Origin of the sequence: Parasutterella muris (genome assembly GCF_009767915.1) — a bacterium.
Lineage (GTDB): Bacteria > Pseudomonadota > Gammaproteobacteria > Burkholderiales > Burkholderiaceae_F > Parasutterella > Parasutterella muris.
This window is the reverse complement of the sequence record NZ_WSRP01000019.1, coordinates 1-26,677: the sequence shown is the minus strand read 5'-3', so window position 1 is coordinate 26,677 and position 26,677 is coordinate 1. Positions and strand designations below refer to the sequence as shown.

The 26,677-nt window shown below is 52.1% G+C and carries 25 protein-coding genes; 16 read left to right on the top strand and 9 right to left on the bottom strand.

All coding sequences use genetic code 11. The features are described 5' to 3' along the window. The first annotated feature begins 19 nt into the window (after positions 1–19). The 3 genes from modA to modC are packed head-to-tail and all read left to right on the top strand — an operon-like array spanning position 20 to position 2,547. Positions 20–772: a molybdate ABC transporter substrate-binding protein gene (modA, locus tag E5987_RS07140; RefSeq protein WP_160335414.1), complete on the top strand. Its 753-nt coding sequence runs from the start codon at positions 20–22 to the stop codon at positions 770–772. A 12-nt stretch (positions 773–784) separates the two neighbouring features. Continuing rightward, complete coding sequence (gene modB / locus E5987_RS07135) at positions 785–1,465, top strand: molybdate ABC transporter permease subunit (protein WP_160335413.1); 681 nt, start codon at positions 785–787, stop codon at positions 1,463–1,465. Next, complete coding sequence (modC, locus tag E5987_RS07130; protein WP_160335412.1) at positions 1,462–2,547, top strand: molybdenum ABC transporter ATP-binding protein; 1,086 nt, start codon at positions 1,462–1,464, stop codon at positions 2,545–2,547. Before modB ends, modC begins: the two co-directional genes overlap by 4 nt. Here the strand turns inward: modC and E5987_RS07125 are convergent. The 6 genes from E5987_RS07125 to E5987_RS07100 all read right to left on the bottom strand — a co-directional run bounded on the left by E5987_RS07125 (position 2,544) and on the right by E5987_RS07100 (position 7,485). Continuing rightward, a complete protein-coding gene (locus E5987_RS07125) occupies positions 2,544–3,434 on the bottom strand; it encodes a DUF3426 domain-containing protein (protein ID WP_160335411.1) in 891 nt (296 codons plus the stop codon). The genes modC and E5987_RS07125 overlap by 4 nt on opposite strands. A 17-nt stretch (positions 3,435–3,451) precedes the next feature. Further along, complete coding sequence (gene prmA / locus E5987_RS07120) at positions 3,452–4,351, bottom strand: 50S ribosomal protein L11 methyltransferase (protein ID WP_160335410.1); 900 nt, start codon at positions 4,349–4,351, stop codon at positions 3,452–3,454. Between the two features lie 8 nt (positions 4,352–4,359). Then, positions 4,360–5,718 carry an acetyl-CoA carboxylase biotin carboxylase subunit gene (accC, locus tag E5987_RS07115; RefSeq protein WP_160335409.1) on the bottom strand — a complete coding sequence of 453 codons (1,359 nt, stop codon included), beginning with the start codon at positions 5,716–5,718 and terminating at the stop codon, positions 4,360–4,362. 14 nt (positions 5,719–5,732) lie between these two features. Beyond that, positions 5,733–6,200, bottom strand: a complete 468-nt coding sequence (gene accB, locus E5987_RS07110) for an acetyl-CoA carboxylase biotin carboxyl carrier protein (protein WP_160335408.1) — start codon at positions 6,198–6,200, stop codon at positions 5,733–5,735. A 34-nt stretch (positions 6,201–6,234) separates the two neighbouring features. Next, a complete protein-coding gene (gene aroQ / locus E5987_RS07105) occupies positions 6,235–6,666 on the bottom strand; it encodes a type II 3-dehydroquinate dehydratase (protein ID WP_160335407.1) in 432 nt (143 codons plus the stop codon). Between the two features lie 174 nt (positions 6,667–6,840). After that, positions 6,841–7,485, bottom strand: a complete 645-nt coding sequence (locus E5987_RS07100) for a hypothetical protein (protein WP_160335406.1) — start codon at positions 7,483–7,485, stop codon at positions 6,841–6,843. A gap of 235 nt (positions 7,486–7,720) precedes the next feature. Between E5987_RS07100 and mpl the strand changes: the two genes are divergently transcribed. The 9 genes from mpl to E5987_RS07055 all read left to right on the top strand — a co-directional run bounded on the left by mpl (position 7,721) and on the right by E5987_RS07055 (position 19,246). Further along, a complete protein-coding gene (gene mpl / locus E5987_RS07095) occupies positions 7,721–9,085 on the top strand; it encodes a UDP-N-acetylmuramate:L-alanyl-gamma-D-glutamyl-meso-diaminopimelate ligase (RefSeq protein WP_160335405.1) in 1,365 nt (454 codons plus the stop codon). 10 nt (positions 9,086–9,095) lie between these two features. Beyond that, complete coding sequence (locus tag E5987_RS07090; RefSeq protein ID WP_160335404.1) at positions 9,096–9,665, top strand: YqiA/YcfP family alpha/beta fold hydrolase; 570 nt, start codon at positions 9,096–9,098, stop codon at positions 9,663–9,665. Between the two features lie 150 nt (positions 9,666–9,815). After that, positions 9,816–11,804 carry a ribonuclease catalytic domain-containing protein gene (locus E5987_RS07085; protein WP_160335403.1) on the top strand — a complete coding sequence of 663 codons (1,989 nt, stop codon included), beginning with the start codon at positions 9,816–9,818 and terminating at the stop codon, positions 11,802–11,804. A gap of 60 nt (positions 11,805–11,864) precedes the next feature. Beyond that, positions 11,865–12,692, top strand: a complete 828-nt coding sequence (gene aroE, locus E5987_RS07080; RefSeq protein WP_160335402.1) for a shikimate dehydrogenase — start codon at positions 11,865–11,867, stop codon at positions 12,690–12,692. Between the two features lie 50 nt (positions 12,693–12,742). Further along, positions 12,743–14,200: a magnesium transporter gene (mgtE, locus tag E5987_RS07075; RefSeq protein ID WP_370267275.1), complete on the top strand. Its 1,458-nt coding sequence runs from the start codon at positions 12,743–12,745 to the stop codon at positions 14,198–14,200. Positions 14,201–14,212: 12 nt separating this feature from the next. Further along, positions 14,213–15,388, top strand: coding sequence for a histidine-type phosphatase (locus E5987_RS07070; RefSeq protein WP_160335400.1), 1,176 nt, complete (start codon positions 14,213–14,215; stop codon positions 15,386–15,388). A 256-nt stretch (positions 15,389–15,644) separates the two neighbouring features. Then, on the top strand, positions 15,645–15,887 hold the full coding sequence (locus E5987_RS07065) for an MBL fold metallo-hydrolase (protein ID WP_160335399.1): 243 nt from the start codon (positions 15,645–15,647) through the stop codon (positions 15,885–15,887). A 535-nt stretch (positions 15,888–16,422) separates the two neighbouring features. Continuing rightward, positions 16,423–17,916 (top strand): FAD-dependent oxidoreductase, encoded by a 1,494-nt coding sequence (locus E5987_RS07060; protein ID WP_160335398.1) that lies wholly within the window; start codon positions 16,423–16,425, stop codon positions 17,914–17,916. Positions 17,917–18,043: 127 nt separating this feature from the next. Beyond that, the gene (locus E5987_RS07055) at positions 18,044–19,246 is read left to right on the top strand and encodes an MFS transporter (protein ID WP_160335397.1); all 1,203 of its coding nucleotides are present in this window, start codon (positions 18,044–18,046) and stop codon (positions 19,244–19,246) included. Between the two features lie 12 nt (positions 19,247–19,258). On the opposite strand, the gene E5987_RS07050 is transcribed toward E5987_RS07055, so the two are convergent. After that, on the bottom strand, positions 19,259–19,945 hold the full coding sequence (locus tag E5987_RS07050; RefSeq protein ID WP_160335396.1) for a Crp/Fnr family transcriptional regulator: 687 nt from the start codon (positions 19,943–19,945) through the stop codon (positions 19,259–19,261). A gap of 121 nt (positions 19,946–20,066) precedes the next feature. Between E5987_RS07050 and E5987_RS07045 the strand changes: the two genes are divergently transcribed. Further along, positions 20,067–20,930, top strand: a complete 864-nt coding sequence (locus E5987_RS07045) for a transglycosylase SLT domain-containing protein (RefSeq protein ID WP_160335395.1) — start codon at positions 20,067–20,069, stop codon at positions 20,928–20,930. Here the strand turns inward: E5987_RS07045 and E5987_RS07040 are convergent. Beyond that, positions 20,927–21,637, bottom strand: a complete 711-nt coding sequence (locus tag E5987_RS07040; RefSeq protein ID WP_160335394.1) for a 16S rRNA (uracil(1498)-N(3))-methyltransferase — start codon at positions 21,635–21,637, stop codon at positions 20,927–20,929. The genes E5987_RS07045 and E5987_RS07040 overlap by 4 nt on opposite strands. 183 nt (positions 21,638–21,820) lie before the next feature. On the opposite strand from E5987_RS07040, the gene tkt reads away from it, so the two are divergent. From tkt to E5987_RS07025, 3 genes are read left to right on the top strand one after another with little or no spacing between them, the layout of a single operon-like run. After that, positions 21,821–23,839, top strand: coding sequence for a transketolase (gene tkt / locus E5987_RS07035; RefSeq protein ID WP_289171035.1), 2,019 nt, complete (start codon positions 21,821–21,823; stop codon positions 23,837–23,839). Positions 23,840–23,842: 3 nt separating this feature from the next. Then, positions 23,843–24,856 carry a type I glyceraldehyde-3-phosphate dehydrogenase gene (gap, locus tag E5987_RS07030; RefSeq protein WP_160335392.1) on the top strand — a complete coding sequence of 338 codons (1,014 nt, stop codon included), beginning with the start codon at positions 23,843–23,845 and terminating at the stop codon, positions 24,854–24,856. Positions 24,857–24,908: 52 nt separating this feature from the next. Continuing rightward, the gene (locus E5987_RS07025) at positions 24,909–26,108 is read left to right on the top strand and encodes a phosphoglycerate kinase (RefSeq protein ID WP_160335391.1); all 1,200 of its coding nucleotides are present in this window, start codon (positions 24,909–24,911) and stop codon (positions 26,106–26,108) included. A gap of 116 nt (positions 26,109–26,224) precedes the next feature. Here the strand turns inward: E5987_RS07025 and E5987_RS07020 are convergent, their stop codons facing one another. Beyond that, complete coding sequence (locus tag E5987_RS07020) at positions 26,225–26,479, bottom strand: FAD-binding protein (protein WP_160335432.1); 255 nt, start codon at positions 26,477–26,479, stop codon at positions 26,225–26,227. Positions 26,480–26,677 lie beyond the last annotated feature (198 nt).

Below are 26,677 nucleotides of genomic sequence, written 5' to 3'. Positions count from 1 at the left end.
CCACATTTTAAATCCTTTTATGAAAACTTTTGCACTTGCCTCCCTTTCTGCGCTCATCTTCTGCGGATCAGCGCAGGCTGCAGACATCAATGTCGCAGTTGCTGCAAATTTCACCGCTCCGATGAAAGATATTGCCGCTGTATACGAAAAGGAAACCGGAAATAAAGTTCTTGCTTCTTTCGGCGGGACCGGTCAGTTTTTTGCGCAGATTAAAAACGGAGCGCCTTATCAGATCCTATTTGCCGCGGATGCTAAAACGCCTAAGAAAATCGAAGACGAAGGCCTAGGTGTTAAGGGCAGCGCTAGACCTTACGCGTACGGAAAGTTAGTGCTGTGGAGCGCGACTCCTGACTTCGTTAAGGAAAGCAAGGACTTTCTTTTAGAGCCCGCAGTAAAGAAGATTGCGGTCGCCAATCCGAAACTTGCGCCTTACGGAGAGGCGGCTTATCAGACGCTTGAGAAGTGGGGCATGCTTGATAAGGTTAAGAATAAGTTTGTGACCGGTGACAATATCGGCAAGACTTATCAGTTTGCTAAGACAAGCAATGCTGAAGTCGGCTTTGTTGCCCTTTCTCAGGTGTATAAAGGCGGTAAGATGACATCCGGTTCCGGCTGGGTTATGCCTTCGGATCTGTATTCGCCGATTCGACAGGACGTCGTGGTGCTGAATCTCGGCAAAGACAACAAGGATGTTGCTGCGTTTATGAAATTTATGGAAACCAGCCCGAAGGTCAGGGACATTATCCTTTCCTATGGCTACGGTCTTGAATAATTAACAGTAATTATGTTTACAGCGGAAGAACTTCTCCCGATCTGGCTGACGCTCAAGCTCGCACTGATCACGACGGTATTTTTAATCGCTGTCGCGACGCCGGTTGCCTGGTGGCTCTCGCACACAAATTCAAAGTGGCGTGCGCCAGTCAGTTCGATTGTGACGCTTCCGCTTGTATTACCGCCTAGTGTTTTAGGTTTTTACCTTTTGGTCGCACTCGGACCGCACGGTCCCTTGGGAAAGCTAACGGAAGCGCTCGGTATCGGCATTCTGACGTTTACTTTTCCGGGACTTGTGATCGGCAGCATTGTTTACTCAATGCCTTTTGCCGTCCAGCCGCTGCAGGCTGCGTTTGAGTCGATCGGAAAAAGGCCGCTGGAAGTGGCGGCGACATTAGGCGCTCGTCCATGGGATGCCTTTTGGAATGTTGTCGTACCGTTGGCGCGTCCGGGTTTTGTGACGGCAGCGCTTCTGACATTTGCTCATACGATCGGCGAATTTGGGGTGGTTCTAATGATCGGCGGGAATGTTCCCGGAAAGACTCAGGTCGTGTCAACCGAGATCTATAGTTACGTCGAGGCTATGGAGTACGGGAAAGCGCATTGGCTTGCCGGTGGGATGGTAGCTTTCAGCTTTATCGTACTGCTCGGGCTGACACTTCTGAATCGCAAAAATGAGCGTGTAATGCCATGACGGAAAATTGTAGCGCATCTTTACTTCTCAAGCGTGCAGACGGTTTCGAGCTGGATTGTTCTTTCAGCTTTCCGAACAAAGGAATCACGGTCCTATTCGGAGAGTCGGGGTCCGGCAAAACAACGGTGCTGCGGTGCGTTGCCGGACTGGAGAGAGCCCTCGGGCAAGTTCGGATCAGCGGACAGCTTTGGCAGGATGATGCGTGCACTATCTTTTTGCCGACATGGGACAGGCCGCTTGGGTACGTCTTTCAGGAGGCATCCCTTTTTCCTCATTTGACCGCAAAGCAGAATATCGAGTTCGCCGTGCGCCGCTCAAAGAGCGAGAATGCGCGCAGGCGAATGGACGAAGCCATCGATCTGCTTGGAATCGGTCACCTCATGAATCGCCGTCCTGCGGAGCTTTCAGGCGGCGAAAGACAGCGCGCCGCGATTGCACGCGCCGTTGCGACAGAGCCCGCAATTATGCTGTTTGATGAACCGTTGGCGGCGCTCGATTTCAAACGAAAAAATGAAATTCTTCCCTGGCTGGAGCGACTTCGCGAGAGTCTTAATATCCCGATGCTTTATGTGACGCATTCGGCCGAAGAGGTTATGCGTCTGGCCGATCATCTGGTTGTGATGGAGCAGGGCAAAATCAAATCCTCGGGAGAGCTACAGTCGGTTCTGACCAACATTGATATTCCAGTGAAAGTCGGAGAAGATTCCGGCGCGCTTCTGAGAGGCGCTGTGGATTCGATCGATGAACAGTGGAATCTTGCCGCGGTGCGCTCAGGCGATCTCATGCTTTGGGTCAGCGCTGACGGCCTGAAGGTCGGCGATAAGATTTCGATGACGATCCCCGCAAAGGACATTGTGGTCTCGCTGGAAAATCCCGCACATCTGTCGGTGCAGAACCGACTCAAAGGCACTGTGTCCGCTTTGACCGATCTTGCTGACGGCTCAGGCGCTTTGATTCAGGTTTTATGTTCGGGTCAGACGATCGTCGCCAAGCTCACAAGAAAAGCCCTTCAGGACTTATCAATCCGGAAGGGCTCTGAGGTCTGGCTTTTAGTGAAGAGCGTAGCTCTGCACCATGTTTAATCTTCCAACACTTTGACTCTGAAAGACTTCGGTCTGCTTTCCGTGTAGTCAAACGGTACCTGAATTTCGATAGTGCCGCCGCCCTTAATGGCTTTCTCTCCGGAAACGACTTTATATTCTCTCGGTTCAAAAATCTTCTGTGTCTTTGCGCCGTCCGTACCTTCGAGCGTTAGCTGCAGGTTCGGAAGTTTCTGTGAGCGCATGTCCTGATTCTGAATCTGCATCGAAAGCATCCACTTGTTGGGGCCTTCAGCATCCACGCCGCTTTTGAGAATAACCGGCGTTCTCAGAGGCGGACAGTACAGATAGTCGCAGCTCTTTTCCGAAATGGAGTTGAACGGTTCTTTCTGAAGAATTTCCGGCTGAAGGAAAAGTGTGACCTGCCAAGCGGCCACAATGACGCAGCACAGACAGATCAGCAGCATGACAGAGCGGAAGAAACCGGAGGAAGAGGGCGGAACCTCGGGGTCTCCAAGATCATCTTCCGGCGGATACATGATGCCGTCGGCTCCTTTAACGCCGATTTCCGGTTCGCTCGGAGTGACGGGCGCCTCTTCCTTTTTACGCGGCTGAGAAAGCTCGGAAATGTCTTTAGAGAGCGAAGCCATGAGGGCTCGAGGATCGTTTGCGCTGTAGGTTGTTCCGGACGTGTTCGACGGCGCCGCGCTTTGCTGCGCCGCAGCCTGAGGCGCAGCGGGTGCCGGAGCGGGGTTTGCCGCCGCAGGCTTTACCGCGCCTGCTTCCTGCTTGGGAACCACACGCGGAGGAGCCTTAAAATCAGCCGGCACAATTTTCGGAATGTCGGACTTCTGCTCGCCGAACGGCGTCAGAGACGGTTCGTCAGGCAGATGGTAAGAAACATTAGTGTCGCTGAGTTTTGGCTCCATAAATCCTCACTTTGTATTTACGCGATCTGTCCTGCCAGACAGATCCAGCCGTCCATGCTCTTCCATACGGAGAGCGGAGAATCAGGGCGATACGAGCGATAAACTTCAATCAGCTCGTCAGCCTGACGTTCCAGAATTCCGGAGAGCACTAAATGACCGCCGGACTTTACTCTGCCGAGCAGAGCAGGTGCAAGGATTCTGAGCGGGTTGCTGAGAATATTGGCCACCACAACATCAAACTTTCCTTCCGGCATTTGTTCGGGCAGGTAAAAGTGCGCGTCTGCTTGGTTTACTTCCGCATTATAGTTGGCCGCTTCGATCGCCTGCGGATCAATGTCCGTACCGAGCACCTCGGAGGCGCCGAGTTTTTTAGCGGCAACCGCAAGAATGCCCGAGCCGCAGCCGTAGTCCAGAACGGATTTGCCGCTGAGCGAATGATCATGAAGCCATTCCAGGCAAAGACGCGTTGTCGGATGCGTACCCGTGCCGAACGCGACACCCGGATCCAGACGAATGTTGACGGCATCCGGGTTGGGGGGCTCATGCCAGGAGGGGACGATCCAGAGGTCGCCTGCGATTCGGGTCGGCGTGAACTGCGCCTGTGTGATGCGTACCCAATCGTTGTTCGGGACCTCAACGACGTTTTCGATGGTGGGTGTCTCAATGCCCAGTTCCTGTGCGCTGAGTTCAACGACGGCTTTGATGTTGAAGTCGTCAGGGCAGAGCACTTTCAAAAGAGAGCGGTCCCACGCGAAGTCATCAAGTTCGGTTCCCGGTTCGCCGAAGATCGGTTTTTCCTGATCGGTGTCGGCGTCTGCGTCTTCAATGGAGACGGAATAAGCGCCGTGCTCCATCAGAAAGTCAGAGAGCGGTTCCGCCATCTGTTTTGTGGCTAATAGAGAAAACTCGTGCAGCATATGAGTCCTTAACTTTGAACGGAAGCCCGGTGAGAAAGCTTTTCTTCGAGGTAATGAATACTGGTGCCGCCCTGCATGTATTTCTGATCGATCATCATTTCCTTATGAAGAGGAAGGTTGGTCGTGATGCCCTCGATGACCGTTTCAGAAAGCGCGGTGCGCATTCTGGCGATCGCCTGTTCACGAGTGTCGCCGTAAGCGATCAGCTTGCCGATCATGGAGTCGTAGTAAGGCGGAACAAAGTAGCCCGGATAGACGTGAGAGTCCACGCGGATACCGGGGCCGCCCGCCTGATGCAGCGTTGTGATGCGGCCCGGACTCGGAATGAACTTAAACGGATCTTCGGCGTTGATACGGCATTCGATCGCGTGTCCCTTAATCTGGATATCGCGCTGGCGATAGCGCAGCTTTTCACCTGCGGCGATTCGAATTTGTTCCTGCACCAGATCCACGCCCGTAATCAGCTCAGTTACGGGATGTTCGACCTGAATACGGGTATTCATTTCGATAAAGTAGAACTCGCCGTTTTCATATAGGAATTCGAAAGTGCCGGCACCGCGGTAACCGATCTTGCGGCAGCCCTCTGCGCAGCGCTCGCCGATTTTCTCGACCAGGCGGCGGGGAATACCGATAGCGGGCGCCTCTTCGATGACTTTCTGATTGCGTCTCTGCATGGAGCAGTCGCGCTCTCCGAGCCAAATGGCATTGCGGAAAGAGTCCGCAAGTACCTGAATTTCGATGTGGCGCGGGTTCTCGAGGAATTTCTCAAGATAGACAGTGTCATTGCCGAAGGCGGCTTTTGCTTCCTGTTTGGTGGTTTGGACCGCATTGATGAGCGCCGCTTCCGTGTGGACGACCTTCATGCCGCGTCCGCCGCCACCGCCGGAGGCTTTAATAATGACCGGGTAGCCGACCTGACGAGCGATTTTGATAATTTCGGAAGGATCGTCCGGGAGCGCGCCGCCGGAGCCGGGGACGCAGGGCACGCCCGCTTCGATCATCGCTTTCTTCGCGGAGACTTTATCTCCCATCAGACGGATGGTTTCCGGTCTCGGGCCGATAAAGACGAAGCCGCTTGATTCCACGCGTTCAGCGAAATCGGCGTTTTCAGAAAGGAATCCGTAGCCCGGATGGATGGCTTCAGCATCGGTGACTTCAGCGGCGCTGATGAGCGCGGGCATATTCAGATAGCTCTGATGAACAGGCGCCGGTCCGATACATACGGACTCATCCGCAAGCCGAACATATTTTGCGTCTGTGTCCGCAAGAGAATGGGCGATAACGGTTTTGATGCCCATTTCTTTACACGCCCGCTGAATACGGAGCGCGATTTCTCCTCGGTTTGCGATAAGGATCTTACCGAACATAGATATCTCTCTGGTTATTCAATGACGAAAAGCGGCTGACCGAATTCAACCGGAGAAGCGTTGTCAACGAGAATTTCCTTAACGGTGCCGCTGACTTCGGCCTCGATTTCGTTAAGCAGCTTCATCGCTTCGATGATGCACAGAGTGTCGCCCTTTTTGACTTGAGCGCCGACTTCGACAAAGGGGTCGGCGCCGGGGCTCGGGGCGCGGTAGAAAGTTCCGACCATCGGGCTTGTGACCTGAGTTCCGGAAGGCGTGTTCGCGGTGACGGCGGGCGCCGGAGCTGCGGGCTGAGCGGCCGGTGCGGCAGGAGCTGGAGCGGGAGCCGCGTAGACAACAGGCTCCGGAGCGCGGGGCGCAGCGGCAGCTGCAGCCGGACGGTTGACGATTTTGACATGATCGCCTTCTTCTGTGATTTCGATTTCAGAAATGCCTGAAGCCTGAACGAGGTCGATCAATGTTTTAAGTTTTCTCAAGTCCATGGAAAAGCCTCTTTATATAAGAGAGATAAATTAATTAGTTGTCGAGAAGCGCGTCCGCAGCCAGAAAATAGCCTTTGGCGCCTAAACCGATCACGCAGCCTTGCGCGATATCGGACAGATAGGAATGGTGGCGGAACGCTTCGCGTTTAAAGATATTGGATAGATGCACTTCGACAAAAGGAATCTGCACAGACAAAAAGGCATCGCGGATCGCGATGCTGGTGTGCGTATAGGCGCCGGGGTTAATAATAACGGCGTCAATTCCTTCTTCTTTGGCCTGCTGAATACGGTCTACCAGGTCTCCCTCATGGTTGCTCTGATAGCAGCTCAGCTTCGCGTCTTTTTCTGATACGTAGGCTGAAAGCGACGACTCGATATCCGCGAGTGTCTTATTCCCGTATTTGTCCGGTTCACGAGTTCCCAGCAAATTGAGATTCGGCCCGTTAAGCAATAATATTTTTTTCATAGAGTTATATCCCGAGCTATAGCGGGAATAAGTCAATATTTCGCAAGTATAGGGCTTAACTGTATTTAAAACATTAAAAATCTTCTCTTTTGCATGATTTTCTTTCAAATAACCTTAAAGACTATTTGGGAAAACGATGAGAAAAGATAGACGAAGATAATGAAAAATACAGGATTAGACTCGCGTCGAGTCGATTAAACGCGTGAGTCCGTCAATGTCGACGGATTTTGCCGCTTCGAGCGGAATTTGCCACGCGTCCGGAGTTTTTTCGCTCTTTTGTCTGACAGGGGGCTGTGTTTCAAATACCTTGACTCGGACCCAAACGGTCATGCGGTTGACCGCAAAGTATCCGTTCGGTTTTAAGGGTGCCTCAAAAACGACTTCCTCCGCAAATTCTTTCCTGCCGGATTTCGGATTAGGCAGAACGGTAAAGTCGACATCCCGATCAAGCAGGGCGATTTGGAACGCTTTTAAGTCCTCGCTCACCGCCTGAAGACAGATATCGGAATATTGATCGGCGCACCCGCTGAGAACGCCTTTGGTGAGCCGAGGCTGAAACGCAGAAAGTTCGCGCATGATAAAGAGCGCCGTTTCTCTGAGCTCAAGCAGTCGAAGGGCATGCCCCTGCGGGTCGTAAATGCTGTAGTGACAGCGCAGAGCCGATTCAATCTCTTCGTCTGAGGGCTGACGGAAAACCGGTACGTCGTAAAACTCCGCGATTTTGCTTCTCGCCTCGCTCCAATCCCGACCTTCGGCAATGAGTTCGGCGGTTTTTACCGCTAATTCACTAAATTCTTCTAATTTGTTTCTATTTTTCATGAAATTTATCGATACTCAGACCGATTTTTCTTTATTTCTCTAAGGAGAGCAATCATAACGAGCGCAAAAAATTTGTGCGCACCTAAAAAGTATCAAATTATCACGATCTGCTTCTAATTATTGGAACCGTATTTGTTAGTAAGGACTCGCTTACTAAAGTTTTTCTTCAGGTATTTTCTTCTGAGTCCTCTCCGCTGTATATTGGACTCCGAACTATTTTCTGACGGAGCATAAGGTGCATATTCATATTCTCGGCATCTGCGGAACCTTCATGGGCGGTATTGCCCAGCTGGCAAAGGCAATGGGCTTTAAAGTAAGCGGCTGTGACGCAGGTGTTTATCCTCCGATGTCGGATCAGCTGCAGCAGGCAGGAATTCATTTAATTGAAGGTTACAGCCCGGATCAGCTTACACTCGGCGCGGATTTGTATGTGATCGGCAACGCCATCAGCCGCGGCAATCCGCTTTTGGAAGCGATCCTGAATCAGGGTCTTCCTTATACGTCGGGTCCGCAATGGCTGTCTGAAAACATACTGGTGAATAAGCATGTGCTTGCGGTTGCCGGGACACACGGTAAAACCACAACGACATCCATGCTCACATGGATGCTGGAAGACGCGGGTCTGAATCCGAGCTTCCTGGTGGGCGGCGTTCCGCAGAATTTCGGCTGCTCGGCAAGACTGACGGATTCTAAGTTCTTTGTCATTGAAGCCGACGAATATGACACCGCTTTCTTTGATAAACGAAGCAAATTTGTTCACTATCGTCCGAGAACTGCGATTCTGAATAATCTTGAATATGACCACGCCGATATCTTCTCCGATCTTGCGGCGATTGAGCGGCAGTTCCATCATTTGGTGCGGACAATCCCTTCGGAAGGAAAGGTCATCTTTAATAATAAGAGCGAAGCGCTGCGCAGGGTTCTTGCGATGGGCCTTTGGACGCCGGCGGAAAGTTTCGGTTTGGAAGAAGACGCGGATTGGCGTCTGGTTGATCATGAGGGCTGGAGAGTTTCGGCTGGCGGTAAAGAGCTTGGCCGGATGCAGCTTGATCTGCCCGGAGAGCACAATCGTCTGAACGCGCTCGCTGCGGTTGCCGCGGCGACGACCGCCGGCGTGAGTACGGAAGAGGCGCTGGATGCGCTCACTCGCTTCCACGGCGTCAAGCGTCGTATGGAAGTTAAGGGCGAAGTCGGCGGAATTCGCGTCATTGATGACTTTGCGCACCATCCGACCGCGATAGAAGAAACCATTCGAGCGGTTGCGGCCAAGACCGACGGAGGGCGAGTCATTGCGGTATTTGAGCCGCGCTCCAACACTATGAAGCTCGGAGCGGTCAAGCAGGCGCTTGCGCCGAGTCTGTCTCAGGCGGCTCAGGTATTTGCTTTCCAGGGGCCGTCCGTGAGCTGGGATATTCAGCAAGCGCTCAGGCCGATCGAAGACAAAACACATGTCTATAAAGATTTGCACGTGCTTGCGCACGAGGCAGCCGCTGCTGTGAATCCGAAAGACATTATTTTGGTTATGAGCAACGGAAGTTTCGGTGGGGTTCATGGGATGATCCTCGATGAGCTGAAGGCTCGTTTTGGTCAGAAAGCCTAAAGAGTCTGCGATGAGAACCACTCTGTATCTGCACGGATTTTTATCGCATCCGGATTCTAATAAAGGCAGCCTTCTGCGCTTGGCACATGAAAAGGCCGGTATCCCCTTTGAGGCGCCGGAGCTTTATATGTCGCCTAAGGAAGTCGCAGAGCTGCTGACAAAAACGGTTTGCCGCCTCGGCGCGGAAAACGTCAATGTCGTCGGCTCTTCTTTGGGCGGCTTTTACGCGGCTTGGCTTGCCGAGCATTTTGATATTAATCGGGCGGTTTTGCTGAACCCCGCGCTCGGCAATTGGGGCAAAGTGGATTTTCGCCCGGGCTGGATGCAGGTCAGCGGCATTGATAAAAAGATGTACGTGTGCGAATCCTTCATGGATGAGCTCAATGAGATGCTGGTGCGCGAAGTGACGCGCCCCGAGCGCTGCCTCACGCTGCTGAGTCTGAAGGACGAGGTTCTCGATCCGACTGTTACAGCGAAGATGCTTGCTAAGACCAAAATCATCGAGATAGCGGAAGGCGATCATAGAATTTCGGACTTTACGCCCTATGTTGAGCCGATTCTTGAGTTTCTTCGCTCGTAAGAACGGTTAAAGTAGACGCGCTGAAGAAGTTTTCTGTGCGGCAAGCGCAGAAGAAGCTGAAAACATATCTGCTCGCTTAGAATTGCAGCAGAACGAGATTTAAAAAATTTGTCGCTGAGTTAACTCCTGCTTGGCGACTGAAAGGCCGGCATGAATTTATTTTTTGAAGAAGACGGAGCATTTAAAGTTGGAACGGAAAAGAGTTCGACTCCGTCCGCCTGTCAGGTGGAACTTCCGACAGGTAAGCGGATTAAAGCAAAACGCTCTCACATACTGATTACGTTTGAGAACCCGAGTCCGACAGAATTTCTTAGATGTGCTCAGGAAGAGGCTGAGACAATCGATGTGGATCTTCTCTGGGAGTTTTCTCCCGAAGGCGACTTCACGTTCGGTGCGATTGCCAACGAGTATTACGGCGCTGCGCCTACGGCGGTGCAGAAAGCGGCGATTCTTCTCAAACTACATGCCAATCCGGTTTACTTCTACCGTAAGGGAAGAGGCTCCTACCGAAAAGCGCCGGAGGAGACTCTGAGACTGGCTTTGGCCGCCATCGAGCGCAAGAAAGAACAGGAACGCGTCAAAGACGAGTATGTGCGCGAGATTACTGAAGAGCATAAGGCTCCTGAGGCAATCAAAGCCAAGGCGATTGAGCTTTTAACCAAGCCTGATAAGAATTCATTGGAATGGAAAGCGGTTAAGGAAGCAAGCGACAAGATCAGCACTTCTCCGCTGCGCATGCTTTTAAATGTCGGAGCGATTAAGAACGCCTGGCACTGGCACGTGGACAGCTTCTTCACGGTCAATTTTCCGCATGGCAAAAACTTCCCGGGAAATTTAGGCACGCCTCCCGCAGATGTTCATGAGGAGCTTCCGATTTCGGACGCTGTCGCGTTTTCTATTGATGATTCGGAAACGACCGAGATTGATGACGCGATTTCCGTGACACCGCTTGACAACGGCCGTACAAGAGTCGGCATTCATATTTCCGCACCGGGACTCGGCATCACACATGACTCTCCTATAGATTTGGCTGCAAGAGAGCGCATGTCTACGGTTTATGCACCGGGGCTGAAGACCACGATGCTGCCGAAGAATTGGATTGAAGCGTTTACGCTGGACGAGGGCAAAGCGTCTCCTGCGGTTTCTTTATACGCGGTCGTGGACAACGAGACCTTCAGCGTGATTTCGACCGAAACCCGGCTTGAACGGGTGCGTGTGGAAAAGAATCTGCGCTATGACCTGATTGCCGACAAAGTCACGGAAGAAACGATTAAAAGCGGCTCTTTGGATGTGCCCTTCAGCAGTGAGATTATTTGGCTGTGGAACTTTGCCAAGGTACTTCTTAAAAATCGTGAAGAAGTTCGGGGCAGACCCGAGCCTGTCGGCCGCATTGACTGGTACTTCAGTCTGAAGGGCGAAGACGAGAATGCGGAGATCGAGCTGAAAGGCCGCCGCCGCGGCGACCCGCTCGATTTGCTGGTTGCGGAAATGATGATTTTTGCGAACTGCACTTGGGGCGCGTGGCTTGAAGAGCGCGGTACCGCGGGAATTTATCGTTCACAGCGCGCCGGCCGCGTCAAAATGACCAGCGTGCCCGGACCGCATGACGGAATCGGCGTGCCGTATTACGCATGGTCGACTTCGCCGCTGAGACGCTATGTGGACCTGATCAATCAGCGTCAGATCATCTCGACACTGAAAGGGGAGACTCCGGCGCTGCGAAGCAACGACAGCGAACTGTTTTCGATTATTTCGCTCTTTGACAGCAACTACTCGGCCTTTAATGACTTCCAGTCAAGAATGTCTCGTTACTGGTCGATGCGCTGGATTGAGCAGGAAGGTATTAAGGAAGTTAAGGCAAGTGTTGTTAAAGGAGACTTGGTTCGCGTCGAAGGCCTTCCGATGGCTCAGCGCGTGCCCGGACTGCCGGAGCTTCCGCGCGGACAGTCGGTTTTGATGCGTGTTTTGAATTTGGACTATGTCGAACTGGTGATGGAATGCAGTCTCGTCAAAGTGCTCGATGAAACGCATGAAGATGACTTTGATGACGAAATAGAACAGGAAGAAGAGGCAGGGGAGAAACTTTCTGCTGATTCCGAGGAAGGGGAAAATCAGACTGCAGCGGTTGAAAATCAATAGATATTCAAGCGCTGTATGCATGAGTTAAGATTACAAAAACAGAGGAGCAGGAGATATTCGATGAAAAAGCTTACAAAACTGGGAGTTGTTGGGAACCCGGTAGCGCATAGCTACTCCCCCGCGATCCACGAATTATTTGCCAAGCAGTTCGGAGACAATATTTCGTACGAAAAAATAGAGATTCCGATGGGGGAATTTGAAAGCGCCATCGGAGATCTGATTGATGAAGAATATTTCGGAATCAACGTGACGATCCCGTTCAAAGTTGACGCCTATCGCTGTTCTACGAAATGCTCCTCTCAGGCCAGACAGTCCCGAGCAGTGAACACACTGACTTTTCAGGGCGGCAAGATTTTAGGCGAGAACACGGATGGAAGCGGTTTTATTCGCGACCTTGAAGAACGTCTGAAGTTTACCGTCAAAGGGACGTCGATTTTGATTTTGGGTGCGGGCGGCGGCGTGCGCGGTATTCTTCCCGCGCTGATGGATCGTCAGCCAAAATCCGTGACGGTTGCCAACCGAAGTACTGCAAGAGCTTCTGAACTTTGTGACGAATTTGGCATTCAGAGCATTCTTTACGATGAAACCGGTTCGGAAAATTACGATCTCATCATCAACGCGACTCCGACCAGTCTTCAGAATAAAGCGCCTTTGGTCTCTCCCTTTGCTTTTGACAGCTGTACATTGGCGTACGATTTGGTTTATGCGGCTGCGCCTACTCCCTTTATGGAGCTCGCAAAACGCGGCGGCGCAAAAGAGGCTTCTGACGGACTCGGCATGCTGGTCGAGCAGGCCGCCGATTCCTATGAGATTTGGATGGGACATCGTCCGCAAACCGCTTCCGTCTACGAAGCGCTTCGCAAAATGCTCACGGCTTCTGCGGCTTAACTCCTCTCAAACCCCGCGTTTGAATTTCTAAGGAGATTGATTTGGGTACGATCAATCCAGATACACCTCTTCACGATCCGGATTACGACATCGCTGTACGTGATCCGGAGGCGGCTGCGCGCGGTTTAGCGATTATTCAGCAGCTGCTTGATGAAGGAGAAGAGGCCCAGGAGCGCAAAGACCTAAGGGTCGGCGAAGAAGTCAGGACACTGCTCCGCGATACGCTTTCAGGGCTGCACCCTGCGGATATTGCCTACATTCTTGAAGCGCTCCCACTGGATGAGCGTCTCATCGTCTGGGACTGCGTGCGCGCGGGCCGAGACGGTGAGATCCTTGTCGAGGTAAACGAGGGCGTACGAGAAACGCTTATCGACGCGATGAACCGCGACGAACTTGTGGACGCGGTCGAAGGACTGGATACCGACGAAATCGCAGACTTGGTCGAGGACCTCCCGCCTGACGTTGTCGCGGAGGTTCAGGAAGGACTTTCGCACGAAGAGAGAGCTCAGCTTCGTGCGGCGATGAGTTATCCCGAGGACACGGTCGGTGCCCGCATGGACTTCGAAATTGTTTCGATTCAGCAGGATGTGACGCTCGATATCGTGCTTCGCTATCTCCGACGGCTGAAAAAGCTTCCGGATCATACGGACCAGGTCTTTGTGATTGATCGGGACGAGAAGCTTATGGGCACGCTGCCGGTTGATCGAATTCTTACGCACTATCCGGAGGATTCCGTTAAGAACGTGATGCTGACGGAAGTGCTGCGGCTTTCGCCTCTGGAAGATGTGAGCGACGCCGCTCAGGCGTTTGAGCGATATGACTTGGTGAGTGCTCCGGTGGTGGACGAGACCGGACGACTGGTCGGTCGTCTGACGGTTAACGAAGTTGTTGACGTCATCCGTGAAGAAAGTGATGAAGAAGCTTACGGTGCCGTCGGTTTGGATGATGATCAGGACTTATTTGATTCGGTTTGGTCATCGGCGAAAGGCCGCTGGCTGTGGCTTGGTGTAAACCTCTTTACCGCTTTCTTTGCTTCCCGCGTGATTTCCGCTTTTGACGGAACGATCGAGAAAGTTGTCGCTCTGGCGGCGCTGATGCCGATTGTCGCCGGTATTGCGGGTAATTCGGGCAACCAGACTCTGACGCTTCTGGTTCGATCTTTAGCGACCGGTCAGATTACGGACGCCAACCAAATCGACGTGGTGAAGAAAGAGGTCTTGGTCGCGATTGTGAACGGTTTCATCTGGGGCATTGTTGCCGGTCTTTTTGCCTGGGCGCTCTACTACAACACGCCGGACGGCAAACTGCTGGGGCTGACAATGTTCCTGGCGATGCTGCTGAACATGCTGATGGGTGCGATTGTTGCGATTCTTGTTCCGATCACACTGAAAAAACTCGGCCGCGATCCGGCGATGGGCGGATCTGTCCTTCTCACCTTTATTACCGATTCAGGCGGATTTTTTATCTTCCTGGCGCTTGCGACGTATATATTTGGACTATCTTCCTAATGGATAGACAAAATGAAAACATCGCTTGCATCATCCGCTGCAGTATCTCTTTTTATTCTCGCATCGGCCGGGGCGTCGGCAGCTGAAACCGGCCCGCTTCCCGGCGTACATTCCGAAGAACTGATGAACGTCGTCGTGGTTTCCCGACACGGTGTTCGTTCTCCGACGCAGTCGGCAGAGAAACTGGAGTCCTGGTCTTCGAAGAAGTGGCCGAATTTCGGGGTCGATCCCGGCATTCTCACAAAGCGCGGCTACTATCTGGTAGAGCGTACTTGGGCGCTGAATCGCACTCGTGCGCCTTTTACATACGGGACTTGTCCTAAACCGGATGATGTTCAGATCATCGCCGATACGGATGAGCGAACCATCGCGACCGCCAAAGCGCTGAATGAAGGTTTGTATCCGGGATGCGGCTATCAGGTACGAACGACAGATAAAAAGCATTCCGCCCTTTTTTCTCCTTTGAAAGCCAAAGTATGCAAGATTGAGTATCCGAAAGAGCTTGCCGAGAAGCTGACGGAACGGGCCGCAGGCTTTTCGAAGATTTACGGCAGCGAGATAGCCGAAGTCGAAAAAATCCTAGGGCGGGAGCTCACAGGGAAAATGCGCGGTAAAGCGAGCAAACATAAAGTCGGTTATGAAGGCGCGCCGTATTCCGCTGCGAGCATCACAGAGATTTTTGCTTTGGAATGGGGACAGTTCCCCGGACAAAAGGCGGGCTGGGGCGTATTGGACTGGCCCGGCATTATGCAGCTGATGCCGCTTCGAGTCGGTGTATTTACCGCGCTGAACCGCGATATGGAAGTTGCCGCTTATAAAGGCTCTGCGCTTGCGAAAAAGATTATTGACTCTCTGGATCATGGTCCGAAATACACCTATTTGGTCGGGCACGACACGAACCTTGCAAATCTCGGGGCGCTGTTTGATCTGAACTGGAAGCTTCCGAACCGCGCAAAGAACGAGAACACGCCTGGCGGTTACTTAACATTTGAAAAGTGGCTGGTGAACGGCGAAGCTGAAATCCGAGTCTATTATTCCGCGCTGACACCTGAACAGATGAACGCGGAAACGGTTACGGAGCCGACAGCGGACTTTGAGATTCTGCCTCGCGGCGTTAAGTTTGACGAGTGGAAGAAAGCAAGCAGCCGCTTCTTGTTTAGTAAGTGCATTGAAGACGGCGCACTTTAAAGCGCGATTGTCTGATTGAAGCCGGAGCCAAAAACTTCGGCTTTAATTTTTATGACCGGCTTTGATTTTCCGCAGTCGTCCCGTTTGCGAAAGTTTTTTCAGTAAGACATCTGCTTTAGACATTGTTTGGGTATAAGCAATTAACTCTTGGCTCTAAAGCGGCTTCAGGGCTGAGAATGAGCGGGTTAGTTTGAAGTAGGCGCTGGCGACCAATTTTGCGACGAAGAGTTTTATTTCTTGACCGGCGTGTGGAGTTTTGTTCCGGGCTCCCGGCGAGAAGACTCTCTATATTGCAGGAGACACCATTTTTTATGATGAAGTTGCAGCAGTTCTGGAAAAGTATCGTCCGGAAGTCATCATTCTCAATGCCTGCGGTGCCGCTCTTCAGTATTTCGGCAGACTGATTATGGACGCCCATGATGTTTTAGAGGTTCATAAGGAAGCGCCGTATGTGAAGACCATCATCAGCCATATGGATAAGTTGCGCACGCAACGGTAGACAGAGCAGGTATGCGGAAGTTTGTCGCAGAGCACAAGATGGAGAAGAGCGCTCTTATTCCGGAGGATGGAGAGACGCTTGAATTTTAAGATTCAGTTTTTTAGCTGAGATACACCAGGAGCCGGATCTGTATTTTCTGGCTTTTTTGTGCCCGGAAGGAAGATCCGACAGATTTGGTTTCTTTGCTCAGATAGTTTTCTTGGGCTGGGAAAAATACGAATTGGGGGGTATAGAGTTAGAAAAATCGCTTGGCGAACAAGGGCTGCAGATGACGAACTCATGGGGAGCGGGCTGATTTAACCCGGTATTTGTTCGTGTAGGGGAATTTGTCTACAAATAGGAGGGTTTTTTCCTATAAATGTAATCGTGTATACGTTTTTTCTAATTTAGCTGTAACAGTAATTACAGACATGATTAATGGGGAGAGGCGATAATTTTCTCCATAGAAACAAAGACACAGACCACCTCACCACAGGTCCTAGAAATAGTTTCATAAAAGCCGATAAAGGCTGTTTTTCTCAAGGAGTATTCAAGAATGAAAAAACTTTTAGCTGTTGCAGTGTTAGCTGCTTTCTCAACAATGTCCTATGCTGCCGACAAGGTTCTGAACGCTGACATCGTCGTCGTCGGTCAGGGCGCAGCCGGTACAGCCGCTGCTTTCGCCGCCGCTGAAAAAGGCGCGAAGGTTATCGGTCTTGAAAAGAAAGCGATCGCCGGCGGCACAGGCAACTTCTCAGAAGGTATTTTCGCTGTCGGCTCCAAGATGCAGCGCGACTACTACATTCCTCTGACAAAGGACGAAGCGTTTAGGAAGATCATGGCTTACGGCCACTGGAGAAGCAACGCCCGCCTCGTCAGAGCCTTCGTTGACAAATCCGCCGACACCGTTGACTGGATGCAGAAACACGGCGTTAAATTCGAAAAACTGACAACCAATTACCCGGGCGGTCTCTACACATGGCACATCTATGAAGGCCGCGGCGCCGGCTGGATCAAGCTCTTCCAGGAAAAAGGACAAAAAGAATACGGCATGGAAGTGCTCTTCAACACACCGGCTGAAAAGCTTCTCATGAAAGACGGCAAGGTCGCCGGCGTTATCGCTAAAGACAAAGACGGCAACACCGTTACTGTTAACGCCAAGGCTGTGATTATCGCTACCGGCGGTTTCGCTGATAATCCTGAAATGATGAAGAAGTACACACGCTTCCCGGATACAGACGGTCTGGCTCAGTCCGGCAAGAACGGTGTCGGTATTCAGATGGCTTGGTCCGCAGGCGGCGGTAAAGAAGGTCTGGAAGTTCAGCAGTCCTACCGTCCGGGTCCGAGAGCCGTCGGAACAACAAACCACGTTTCCGCTACAGCTAAGCAGCCGCATCTTTGGCTGACACCGCAGGGCGAACGCTTCACCGACGAAACAATCATGGGTGACTGGCCCGCAGCTGGTAACGCTCTTGAAAGAATCGGCGGCCAGATGTGGGTTGTCTATGACAACAAGAACCTCGACTCTATGAAGCACGACGGTATTGTTCAGGGTGTTGGCGTTATGGTTCCGATCGGTGCCAAGCTCACCAACTTCGACAAAGAATGGGATGCCGCTGAAAAGGCCGGCTGGGCAGTCAAAGCCAACACTCTTGACGAACTCGCCAAGAAGACCGGTATGGATCCTGCCAAGCTGAAAGCCAGTGTTGAACAGTACAACCAGGCTGCTGAACAGCGTCATGACGCCCTCTTTGCTAAAGATCCGCAGTACATCTTCCCGGTCAAACAGGGTCCCTTCTACGCGATCAAGAGCGTTGCCTCCTCTCTCGGCACACTCGGCGGTATCAAGGTTAACGACCGTCTGCAGGTTGTTACCGACAAAGATAAGGCAATCCCGAACCTCTACGCTGCCGGTTCTGACGTCGGCGGTATGTACGGTGACTCCTATGACCTCCTGATGGCCGGCTCCACAATCGGCTTCGCCGTCAACTCCGCTCGTATCGCTGCGGAAAGCGCGATCAAGGATCACAACATCGCTGCTAAGAAGTAATATTTCTGCGATAACTTAGACAAGACCGCCTTCGGGCGGTTTTGCCGTTTCGGGCTTCTCAGAACGCAAAAGCCGCTCACGTATACTTTATCGACGACTAAAATAATCTCTCAGTCGGGAGAAGAGTGTGCAAAAGACCAACCACAGAACAAATACCTATTTTTGGAGCGCCTACAGTTTTTCTACGCTCGGCCGTTTTGTACACGGCATGGCGCTCTCCTGGGTTGTCTGGACGTTAACCAAGTCTCCGCTTTGGCTAAGCGCGATTGCGTTGCTGTCTGCGCTTCCCTCTCTGCCGCTCGCTCCGATTGCGGGCCAAATCGCCGACCGATTTCACCGCCACCATATTCTTTTAATCACACAGACCTTCGGCTGCGTGATTGCCGCTCTGACCGCCTGGCTGTCTTATGAGGGCGATCTCGGGCCGTATCAGCTTGCACTGCTCGCGCTCTGTTTCGGCATCATTACATCCATTGACGGCCCGTGCATGCACGCGATGCTTGTGGAAACCGGTGAAACCGTTTCGGAAGCGATTGCGCGGCAGTCTCTGATTATGAATATCGCACGCTCCGTGGCGCCGATGTTTGCGGTATTTATCATTGAAAGCGTCGGAGCAACCTGGTGCTTTGCGATGAACGCGGTCTGCTTTATTCCGATGATCGCTTTGATGCGCATTGTCCGAATTCCGAACCGTACGACGGAGGAGGAACGCAAAGAAAGCGTCAATATGGGTTCAGTTGAACTCTTTATGCGGTATCGAATCTTGCGCGACATCCTTCCTCAGGTGGCCTGTCTGTCCATTCTGGTGATGCCTGCGGTCGCACTGCTGCCGGCGATTTCTCTGAAAGGCAGCGAGCTGCTGAGTTTCGGCTCCATGTCCTCCGGTTTAGGTTTCGGAGCGGTGGCCGCCGCGGTTCTGATGCAGAGAAACCGCGGAATCATTGACCATGTAACAACCGTATGGATGGGCGGCTGGGTCACATGTATCGGTTTTGCGGCACTTCCCGCCTTGGATTCACTGACTTCGCAGTGGCTGTGCGCATTGGTTGCCGGCGCATCGCTGACATTTTCTTTGGCGAGCGCGAATAATCTGGTGCAGAGCCGAGCGCCCAATATTTATCGAGGGCGCTTTTCGGCGATGTATTTAGCTGTGATGCTCGGTTTTGTTCCGATCGGGCAGTTTATTCTCGGACTGGCTTCCGAGAAGTTCGGCGCAGTCCATTCAGTCAGGGCATGCGCTATTTTGGCGATGATCCTGATGGTTATCTTTGCGTATTTGGCTTCGGAAGGCAAAGACAAGAATCAGGATGACGAGGCTTCTTCTTCGTAATTAATCGTTTGATTAAACCCAGTCGTAGATATCTTTAAAGAGTTCTGAACGAACAAAGACGTTACGGCCGGATTTTCTTATGAGTTCTTTAGCGCTCCAGTCGGAAAAGAGTCTGCTTACTGAGACTCGTGTGAGATTGACGACCGATCCGTACTGTTCATTGGTGAGATCAAGCGGGATTTTCATCCATTGATCGTCGACGATCGGCTTGTCATAGCTTAGGAGCAGCACTTTAAGCAGAGTGCGCAGGCGGTCAGCCGGTTCAAGTGTAAAGTTTGCGACCATCGCCTCAATGGAGCATTCCTGTTTGATAGTTACGTGCTTGGCCATTTCCAAACCAAACTCCGCGTGTTCGAGCATATAGTTCGGAATGATATTCGGAGACATGGAAAGAACTTCGCAGGTGCCGATGGCGCGAGTGGTCACATTGACTCTGGTTCCAGTGAGCGCAGAGAGGTCGCACGCAGCACGATTTGGAATCAGTAGATTGAGCACACTTGCATGGCTCTTATATTGGTCGGCAATGTAATAAGCCAGCGCTCCTTTTGTAACAAGATATAACTTATTATTTTCTCCCTTGGCCTTTAAAAGCTGGCGTGAATGAAATGTCAGCGGGACTCCATACTCATGAAAGAGTTTGATGACGGTGTCGGGTTCCTTTGGAGGAATCCAGGGGAGGGCATGGAATATCTGTCTCATATTTCCGAGTATTTTTTAAGGCATAATTATTCTTGCACTGACAAGCAGTTTTTAACAGTCAGTCACGTATTAACACCTATTTCGGTTGGACAACCCAAATCTTGAGAGGCATTATTACGGGATGACTAAACAAAAGATCGTTAAACAGGAGTCGGCAGCCGCCTTGGTTTCCGACTTTAATTCTTACTGCCCGAAGCATAAAACAAAGAATCTGAGAAGGATCCTTTTGAGTGTTTCCGCCGCGTGTGCTGTTCTTGTCGGCGCTGCTTCCGTACACTTTCAGCCGATGCTGAGAGCCGCAGAAGCGCCGCTTCGCATCAAGGCTCTAAGTTACCACACATTCGAAGAGCAGGATGTGCGTGATACCGCAAGTCAGACGATTGACGACGTGCTGGAACGCATGCAGGAAAACGCGGCCGCGTTTATTTCACAGCACTATGCCAAGGTATCGGAAGAAGATGCACTTGAAATCGTTCATCAGGCTTTCATATCCGGCAAAGAGCACGATATCGATCCTCTGCTGATTCTTGCGATTATTGCGACCGAGTCTTCATTTAATCCGAATGCCGGCAGTTCTGCGGGAGCCAAAGGACTCATGCAGGTTCATGCCAAAGTTCATGCCAAGCGCTTTAAAGAGTACGGCGGCGTGAAAGCGGTTCATGAGATTGAAGCAGGTATCGAAGTCGGCACTCAGATTCTTAAGGAATATCTGAATAAAACCGGCTCACTCAAGGGCGCGCTCAAATATTATGTTGGCGCGGCTAACCACAAGACGGACGGCGGATACAGCCGCAAGGTTCTTTCGATGAGAAGCCATCTGCAGATGGCGGCAAACGGAGAAATTCAGGCGGCAAGAATTCAGGCCCGCAGTCCGAGCAAATTCCCGGAAGATCATCAGGATCACAAGGATTTTGCGACTTACTCAGCCAACATGAAGCTTGAGAAGTTCCCGTCGCTTGCGGGAGATTCTCAGAATCAGGGTTAATTAAAATCGCCCCAGAGCGTTTGGGCGTAGGAAGCGGCAGCGATAGCTGCCGTTTCTGTTCTTAAGACGCGCGCGCCGAGACGCTTTCCTGTAAAGCCCGCACCGAGGAGTGTGTTCATTTCACCGTCGGAGAAACCGCCCTCGGGCCCGACAGCAAAGGTGACGGCGCGGATTTCTTCATCTTCAGAGCGGGTCTGCGCAGACGGACTCAGCATAATTCGCAGTCCCTCGGCTTCTTCGGCGGCGCTCTTTAAACTCGACTTGAAAACAATTTCCGGCAGAAAATCTTCTCCGCACTGTTTGCAGGCTGAGACCGCGATTTTGTTCCAGCGCTCAAGACGCTTTGCGGCTTTTTCCGAGGTCAGACGAATTTCGCTGCGATCAGCGGGAAAGACGACAATTTTGCTGTAGCCAAGTTCACAGGCTTTCTCTACGATCCAGTCCATTTTTTCATTGCTGACGAGCGACTGAAGAAGGATAAGACGCAACCCGCGCTCGGACTGTTTAATTTCCTCAGGCACAACTTCCGCGTAATCGGCGGCAAAGTGAATCGGTCCTTTAGCGCAAAGTCCTCTGCCGTTAAAAACTTCGACCGTGTCATCCTGACGAAGACGAAGCACGCGCATCGCGTGATGAACGGACTCAGAGGGTAAAACAATTGGCTTTCCGACTTCTGCGTCGGGAAACGGAACGTAAAAACGAGGCATATATTGTTAACACAGCTTTCAGAATTTTTGTGATGATAACCCAATTGCCGAATTATTAAGGAAAAATCCCAAACGCCTCCAAAAATTAAATTTTGTTCGTACTCTCGAGAGTTGGTAAAATCGAACCTCAGGTACTGGCCCTGTCGGCCCGCGCTTTTTTTATTTTTAAAACTCTTTTAAATCATGTCATCATCAGTCTCTTGCAAGACAATGGCCAACGCCGTTCGTGCGCTGGCAATGGACGCGGTTCAGAAGGCAAATTCCGGTCACCCCGGCATGCCGATGGGTATGGCAGACATCGCTGTCGCCCTCTGGACAAAACATCTCAGACACAATCCCGCTGATCCGCACTGGCTCGGCCGCGATCGATTCCTTCTTTCCAACGGTCACGGATCCATGCTGCAGTATGCGCTGCTGCATCTTTCCGGTTACGATCTCACGATCGACGACCTTAAAAATTTCCGTCAGCTTCACAGCAAAACGCCGGGGCACCCTGAAGTCGGTGTAACACCCGGCGTTGAAACATCTACGGGTCCGCTTGGACAGGGTATTGCCAACGCAGTCGGCATGGCGCTTGCAGAAAAGATGCTCGCAGCAGAATTTAATACGGAAGACTGCACGATTATTGACAACTACACCTATGCGTTCCTTGGCGACGGATGCCTGATGGAAGGCATTTCGCACGAAGCATGCTCGCTTGCCGGAATTTGGAAGCTCAATAAGCTCATCGCCCTTTATGATGACAACGGTATTTCCATCGACGGCAAGGTTGAAAACTGGTACGCGGAAAACGTTCGTGAGCGTTTCGAGTCTTACGGCTGGAACGTGATCGGTCCGATCGACGGCCACGACGTCGAAGCGGTTTCCGACGCGATCGCACTTGCTAAGAAGTCCGACAAGCCGACACTGATTGACTGCAAGACCGTGATTGGTTTTGGTTCTCCCAACCGCGCCGGTACCAACAAAGCGCACGGCTCTCCGCTTGGCGAAGAAGAAATCGCCGCAGCAAGAGAAGCGATCGGCTGGGAATACGGTCCCTTTGAAATTCCTCAGGAAATTTATGACGCCTGGGACGCCAAAGCGGCCGGCAAAGCCATGGAAGACGAATGGCAGGCTAAATACGACGCATACCGCGCCCGTTATCCGGAAAAAGCGGCTGAACTGGAACGCCGTCTCAGCGGTGAACTTCCTGAAAACTGGGATGACATCGTTTTTGACGCGATCGTTCAGGCTGCAGGCGAAGCCAAGACGGTTGCAACCCGCAAAGCAAGTCAGATGGCGCTTAACGCTTTTGCTCCGGCGCTTCCCGAACTGCTTGGCGGTTCGGCTGACCTGACAAGTTCGAACCTGACCAACTGGGAAGGCGTTCAGGCGCTCAGGCCTGACAATATGCTCGGCCGTCATATTAACTACGGTGTCCGCGAATTTGGAATGTGCGCCATTATGAACGGTATCGCGCTTTACGGCGGTTTTATTCCTTACGGCGCGACATTCCTTACTTTTGCGGACTACGCCCGCAATGCACTGAGAATGGCCGCTCTGATGAAGATTCGTTCCATCTTTGTCTTTACGCACGACTCGATCGGTGTGGGCGAAGACGGTCCGACGCATCAGCCTGTCGAACACACCGCAAGCCTCAGAATTATTCCGGGCATGGACGTTTGGCGTCCTGCCGACACCTGTGAAACTCTGACCGCCTGGGCAAGCGCGATTGAGCGCAAAGACGGTCCGACTTCGCTCATTCTCTCCAGACAGAATCTTCCGTTCGTGGAGCGCGAAGAATACAATGCCGATGAGATGGCTCAGGGCGGCTACATCATGCTTGAAGCGCCTGAAGGAGCCGCCTCCGTTCAGGTCACGCTTCTTGCAAGCGGAAGCGAAGTTGCGCTGGCTGCTGAAGCCCGCAAGCAGCTTCTTGCGATGAACATCCAGACTCGTCTGGTATCGATGCCTTCGACAACGGTCTTTGATCGTCAGCCGCAGGAATACAAAGATTTTGTTCTCGGCGCAGGCAAGCCGGTTGTCGCGATTGAAGCGGCAACATCCGACATCTGGTGGAAATACATCCGCGGTGCCGGAACGGTTATCGGTATGAATACATTCGGCGAATCGGCTCCTGCCGGTGAGCTCTTTAAACTTTTCGGGTTCACGGTCGACAATGTCGTGGCCACTGTTCAGCAACTACTTAATCAAGGGAAATAAGATATGACAATTCGTGTTGCCATCACCGGTTACGGCAGAATCGGCCGCAATGTACTTCGTGCTTTCTACGAAGAAAACAAGTGGCCTGACGTTAAGATCGTTGCCATTAACGACACCGCCAAGCCTGAAGCGACCGTTCATCTGACCAAGTTTGACACCGCGCACGGCAAATTCAACGGCGATGTTTATTGGGAAGACGGCCATCTTGTTGTCAACGGCGACCGCATTTTCATGTGCTCCGAGCGCGATCCGAAGAAGCTTCCCTGGAAGGATCTTGACGTAGATATCGTTCTCGAATGCACAGGCGCGTTCCGTGATAAAGAAGGCGCGATGCAGCATATCGAAGCGGGCGCCAAGAAAGTTCTGATCTCCGCTCCCGGCAAAGACGTTGATGCGACAGTGGTTTACGGCGTGAACCAGGACGTTCTGAAAGCCAGCGACGTGGTTGTCTCCAACGCTTCCTGCACCACCAACTGCATGTGCCCGTTTGTTAAGCCGCTCAAAGACAAGCTCGGTATTGTAGACGGCATGATGACAACGATTCACGCGTTCACAAACGACCAGGTTCTTACCGATGTGAAGCATAAGGATCTTCGCCGCGCCAGAGCCGCCGCGCACAACATCATCCCGACCAAGACCGGTGCCGCTAAGGCTGTCGGCCTGGTGATCCCCGAACTTAAGGGCAAGCTTGACGGTTATGCAATGCGTGTTCCGACTCTGAATGTCTCCGTTGTTGATCTGACATTCCAGGCAGCTCGTCCGACAACCGTTGAAGAAGTCAACCAGATCATCCGCGAAGCTTCCGAAAGCGCCGAGCTCAAAGGCATTCTCGGCTACAACGAACTTCCGCTGGTTTCCACAGACTTCAACCATACTTCTTTCTCTTCGATCTTCGATTCAACTCTGACAAAGGTCATTGACGGAACACTGGTTAAAGCGGTCGCATGGTATGACAACGAGTGGGGCTTCTCCTGCAGAATGCTCGACACCGCTGTTGCGATGTACAACGCCAAGTAATCTTTGATTATCTCGAGGCCCCGTTTACGGGGCCTTTTGCAAAAGGAAAAGTATGCAAGTTAGAACATTGGAACAACTTCTCAAGGAAGACGCTCTGCGCGGAAAACGCGTTTTCATCCGTGCCGACATGAATGTGCCGCGTGACGCCGAAGGCAACGTCGCTGACGACCATCGTCTCAGAGAGTCGATGCCCGCGGTTAAGATGGCGCTTGAAGGCGGAGCCGCTGTTATGGTCTGCTCTCACTTGGGCCGTCCGAAAGAAGGCGCTCTGACGGAAGAAGACAGTCTGATTAAAGTCGCCGAGCACTTCGGCCGCATGCTTGGCATGCCGATTCGCTTTGAGAAGGATTGGCTCAACGGTGTGGACATTCAGCCCGGTGAAGTGGTGGTATTAGAGAACTGCCGCGGCAACGTGGGCGAAAAGAAGAACGACCCCGAACTTGTCGCCAAGATGGCTGCGCTCTGTGATATTTATGTCAATGACGCGTTTGGCACCGCGCACCGTGAGCAGGCGACTACTGACGGCCTTGCCAGAGAAGCGGAAGTTGCCGTCGCGGGTCCTCTGCTTGCCAAAGAAATCCATGCGCTGAAGAAAGCGGTTGCTGAAGCCAAGCATCCTTTGACCGCTGTTGTCGGCGGATCAAAAGTTTCCACCAAGCTGACCATTCTTAAAAACCTTGCTCCGAAGGTTGACACTCTGATTGTGGGCGGGGGTATCGCCAACACATTCCTTTTGGCGCAGGGTCACAAGATTGGCAAGTCGCTTGCCGAACCGGACCTGGTTGACGAATGCAAAGCCGTGATGAAGATCATGGAAGAGAAGGGCGGGCATCTTCCGCTTCCTATTGACGTCGTGGTTGCGCACCACATCGGCTATGACGCCGGCTTCCGTATCTGCGATCTCGATGATATTGAAGACGACGAAATGATTCTGGACATCGGCCCGAAGACCAGCAAGCTGCTTGAACCGTACATCAAAGAAGCCAAGACCATTATTTGGAACGGTCCTCTCGGCGTCTTTGAAATGGACAACTTCAAGGAAGGCACTCGCAACCTGGCTAAGGACATTGCAGATGCGACCGCAAACGGCGCTTTCTCGATCGTTGGCGGCGGCGATACCATTGCTGCGGCTAAAGTTTTCGAGGTTGCCGACAAGGTTTCCTACATTTCCACCGGCGGCGGCGCGTTCCTCGAGTTCCTCGAAGGCAAGACGCTTCCTGCGATTGCAGCGCTGCAGGAAAGAACGAAGTAATTCGTTCTAGAACAGAAACCGGGCTTGTCCCGGTTTTTTTAATGTCTTTCGAAACGAATAAACCCGCTCTCAGGAGGTGTTAGAGAGCGGGTTTAGCTTATCCGGTCAGGGGAAGATTATTTTTCCTGTGCGGCGTTTTCACCTGCGATGCGGCCGGAGGTGTAGGCCAGTCCGAGACCGGTTCCGGATGTATAGACTCTGCGGTAGAAAGGTCTGTTGGCTGTTTCACCGCCCGCATAGAGGCCTTTGATCACGGAGCCGTCCGCACGAAGAACCTGGAACTTGTCATTGGTTCTGACACCGCCGATGGTTCCCATCGTTGACGGAATGACACGAACTGCGTAGAAAGGAGCCTGCTCGAACGGAACCAGGAATTCAGGATTTTTATCGAAAACGGGGTCCTTCCTGAGTTTGGCAGATTCTAACTGACCTCTTGGTCGTCAACGGCCATGGGGTCTGTTTTTTGGCCTTTTTATTCATTATTCGCTTGTAGATATGTAGTAGGTATGTTATAATTAGATCATTATTGGAGGTGGTCTATGTTTGTTTCTACTTGCAAGGGTGGCGCC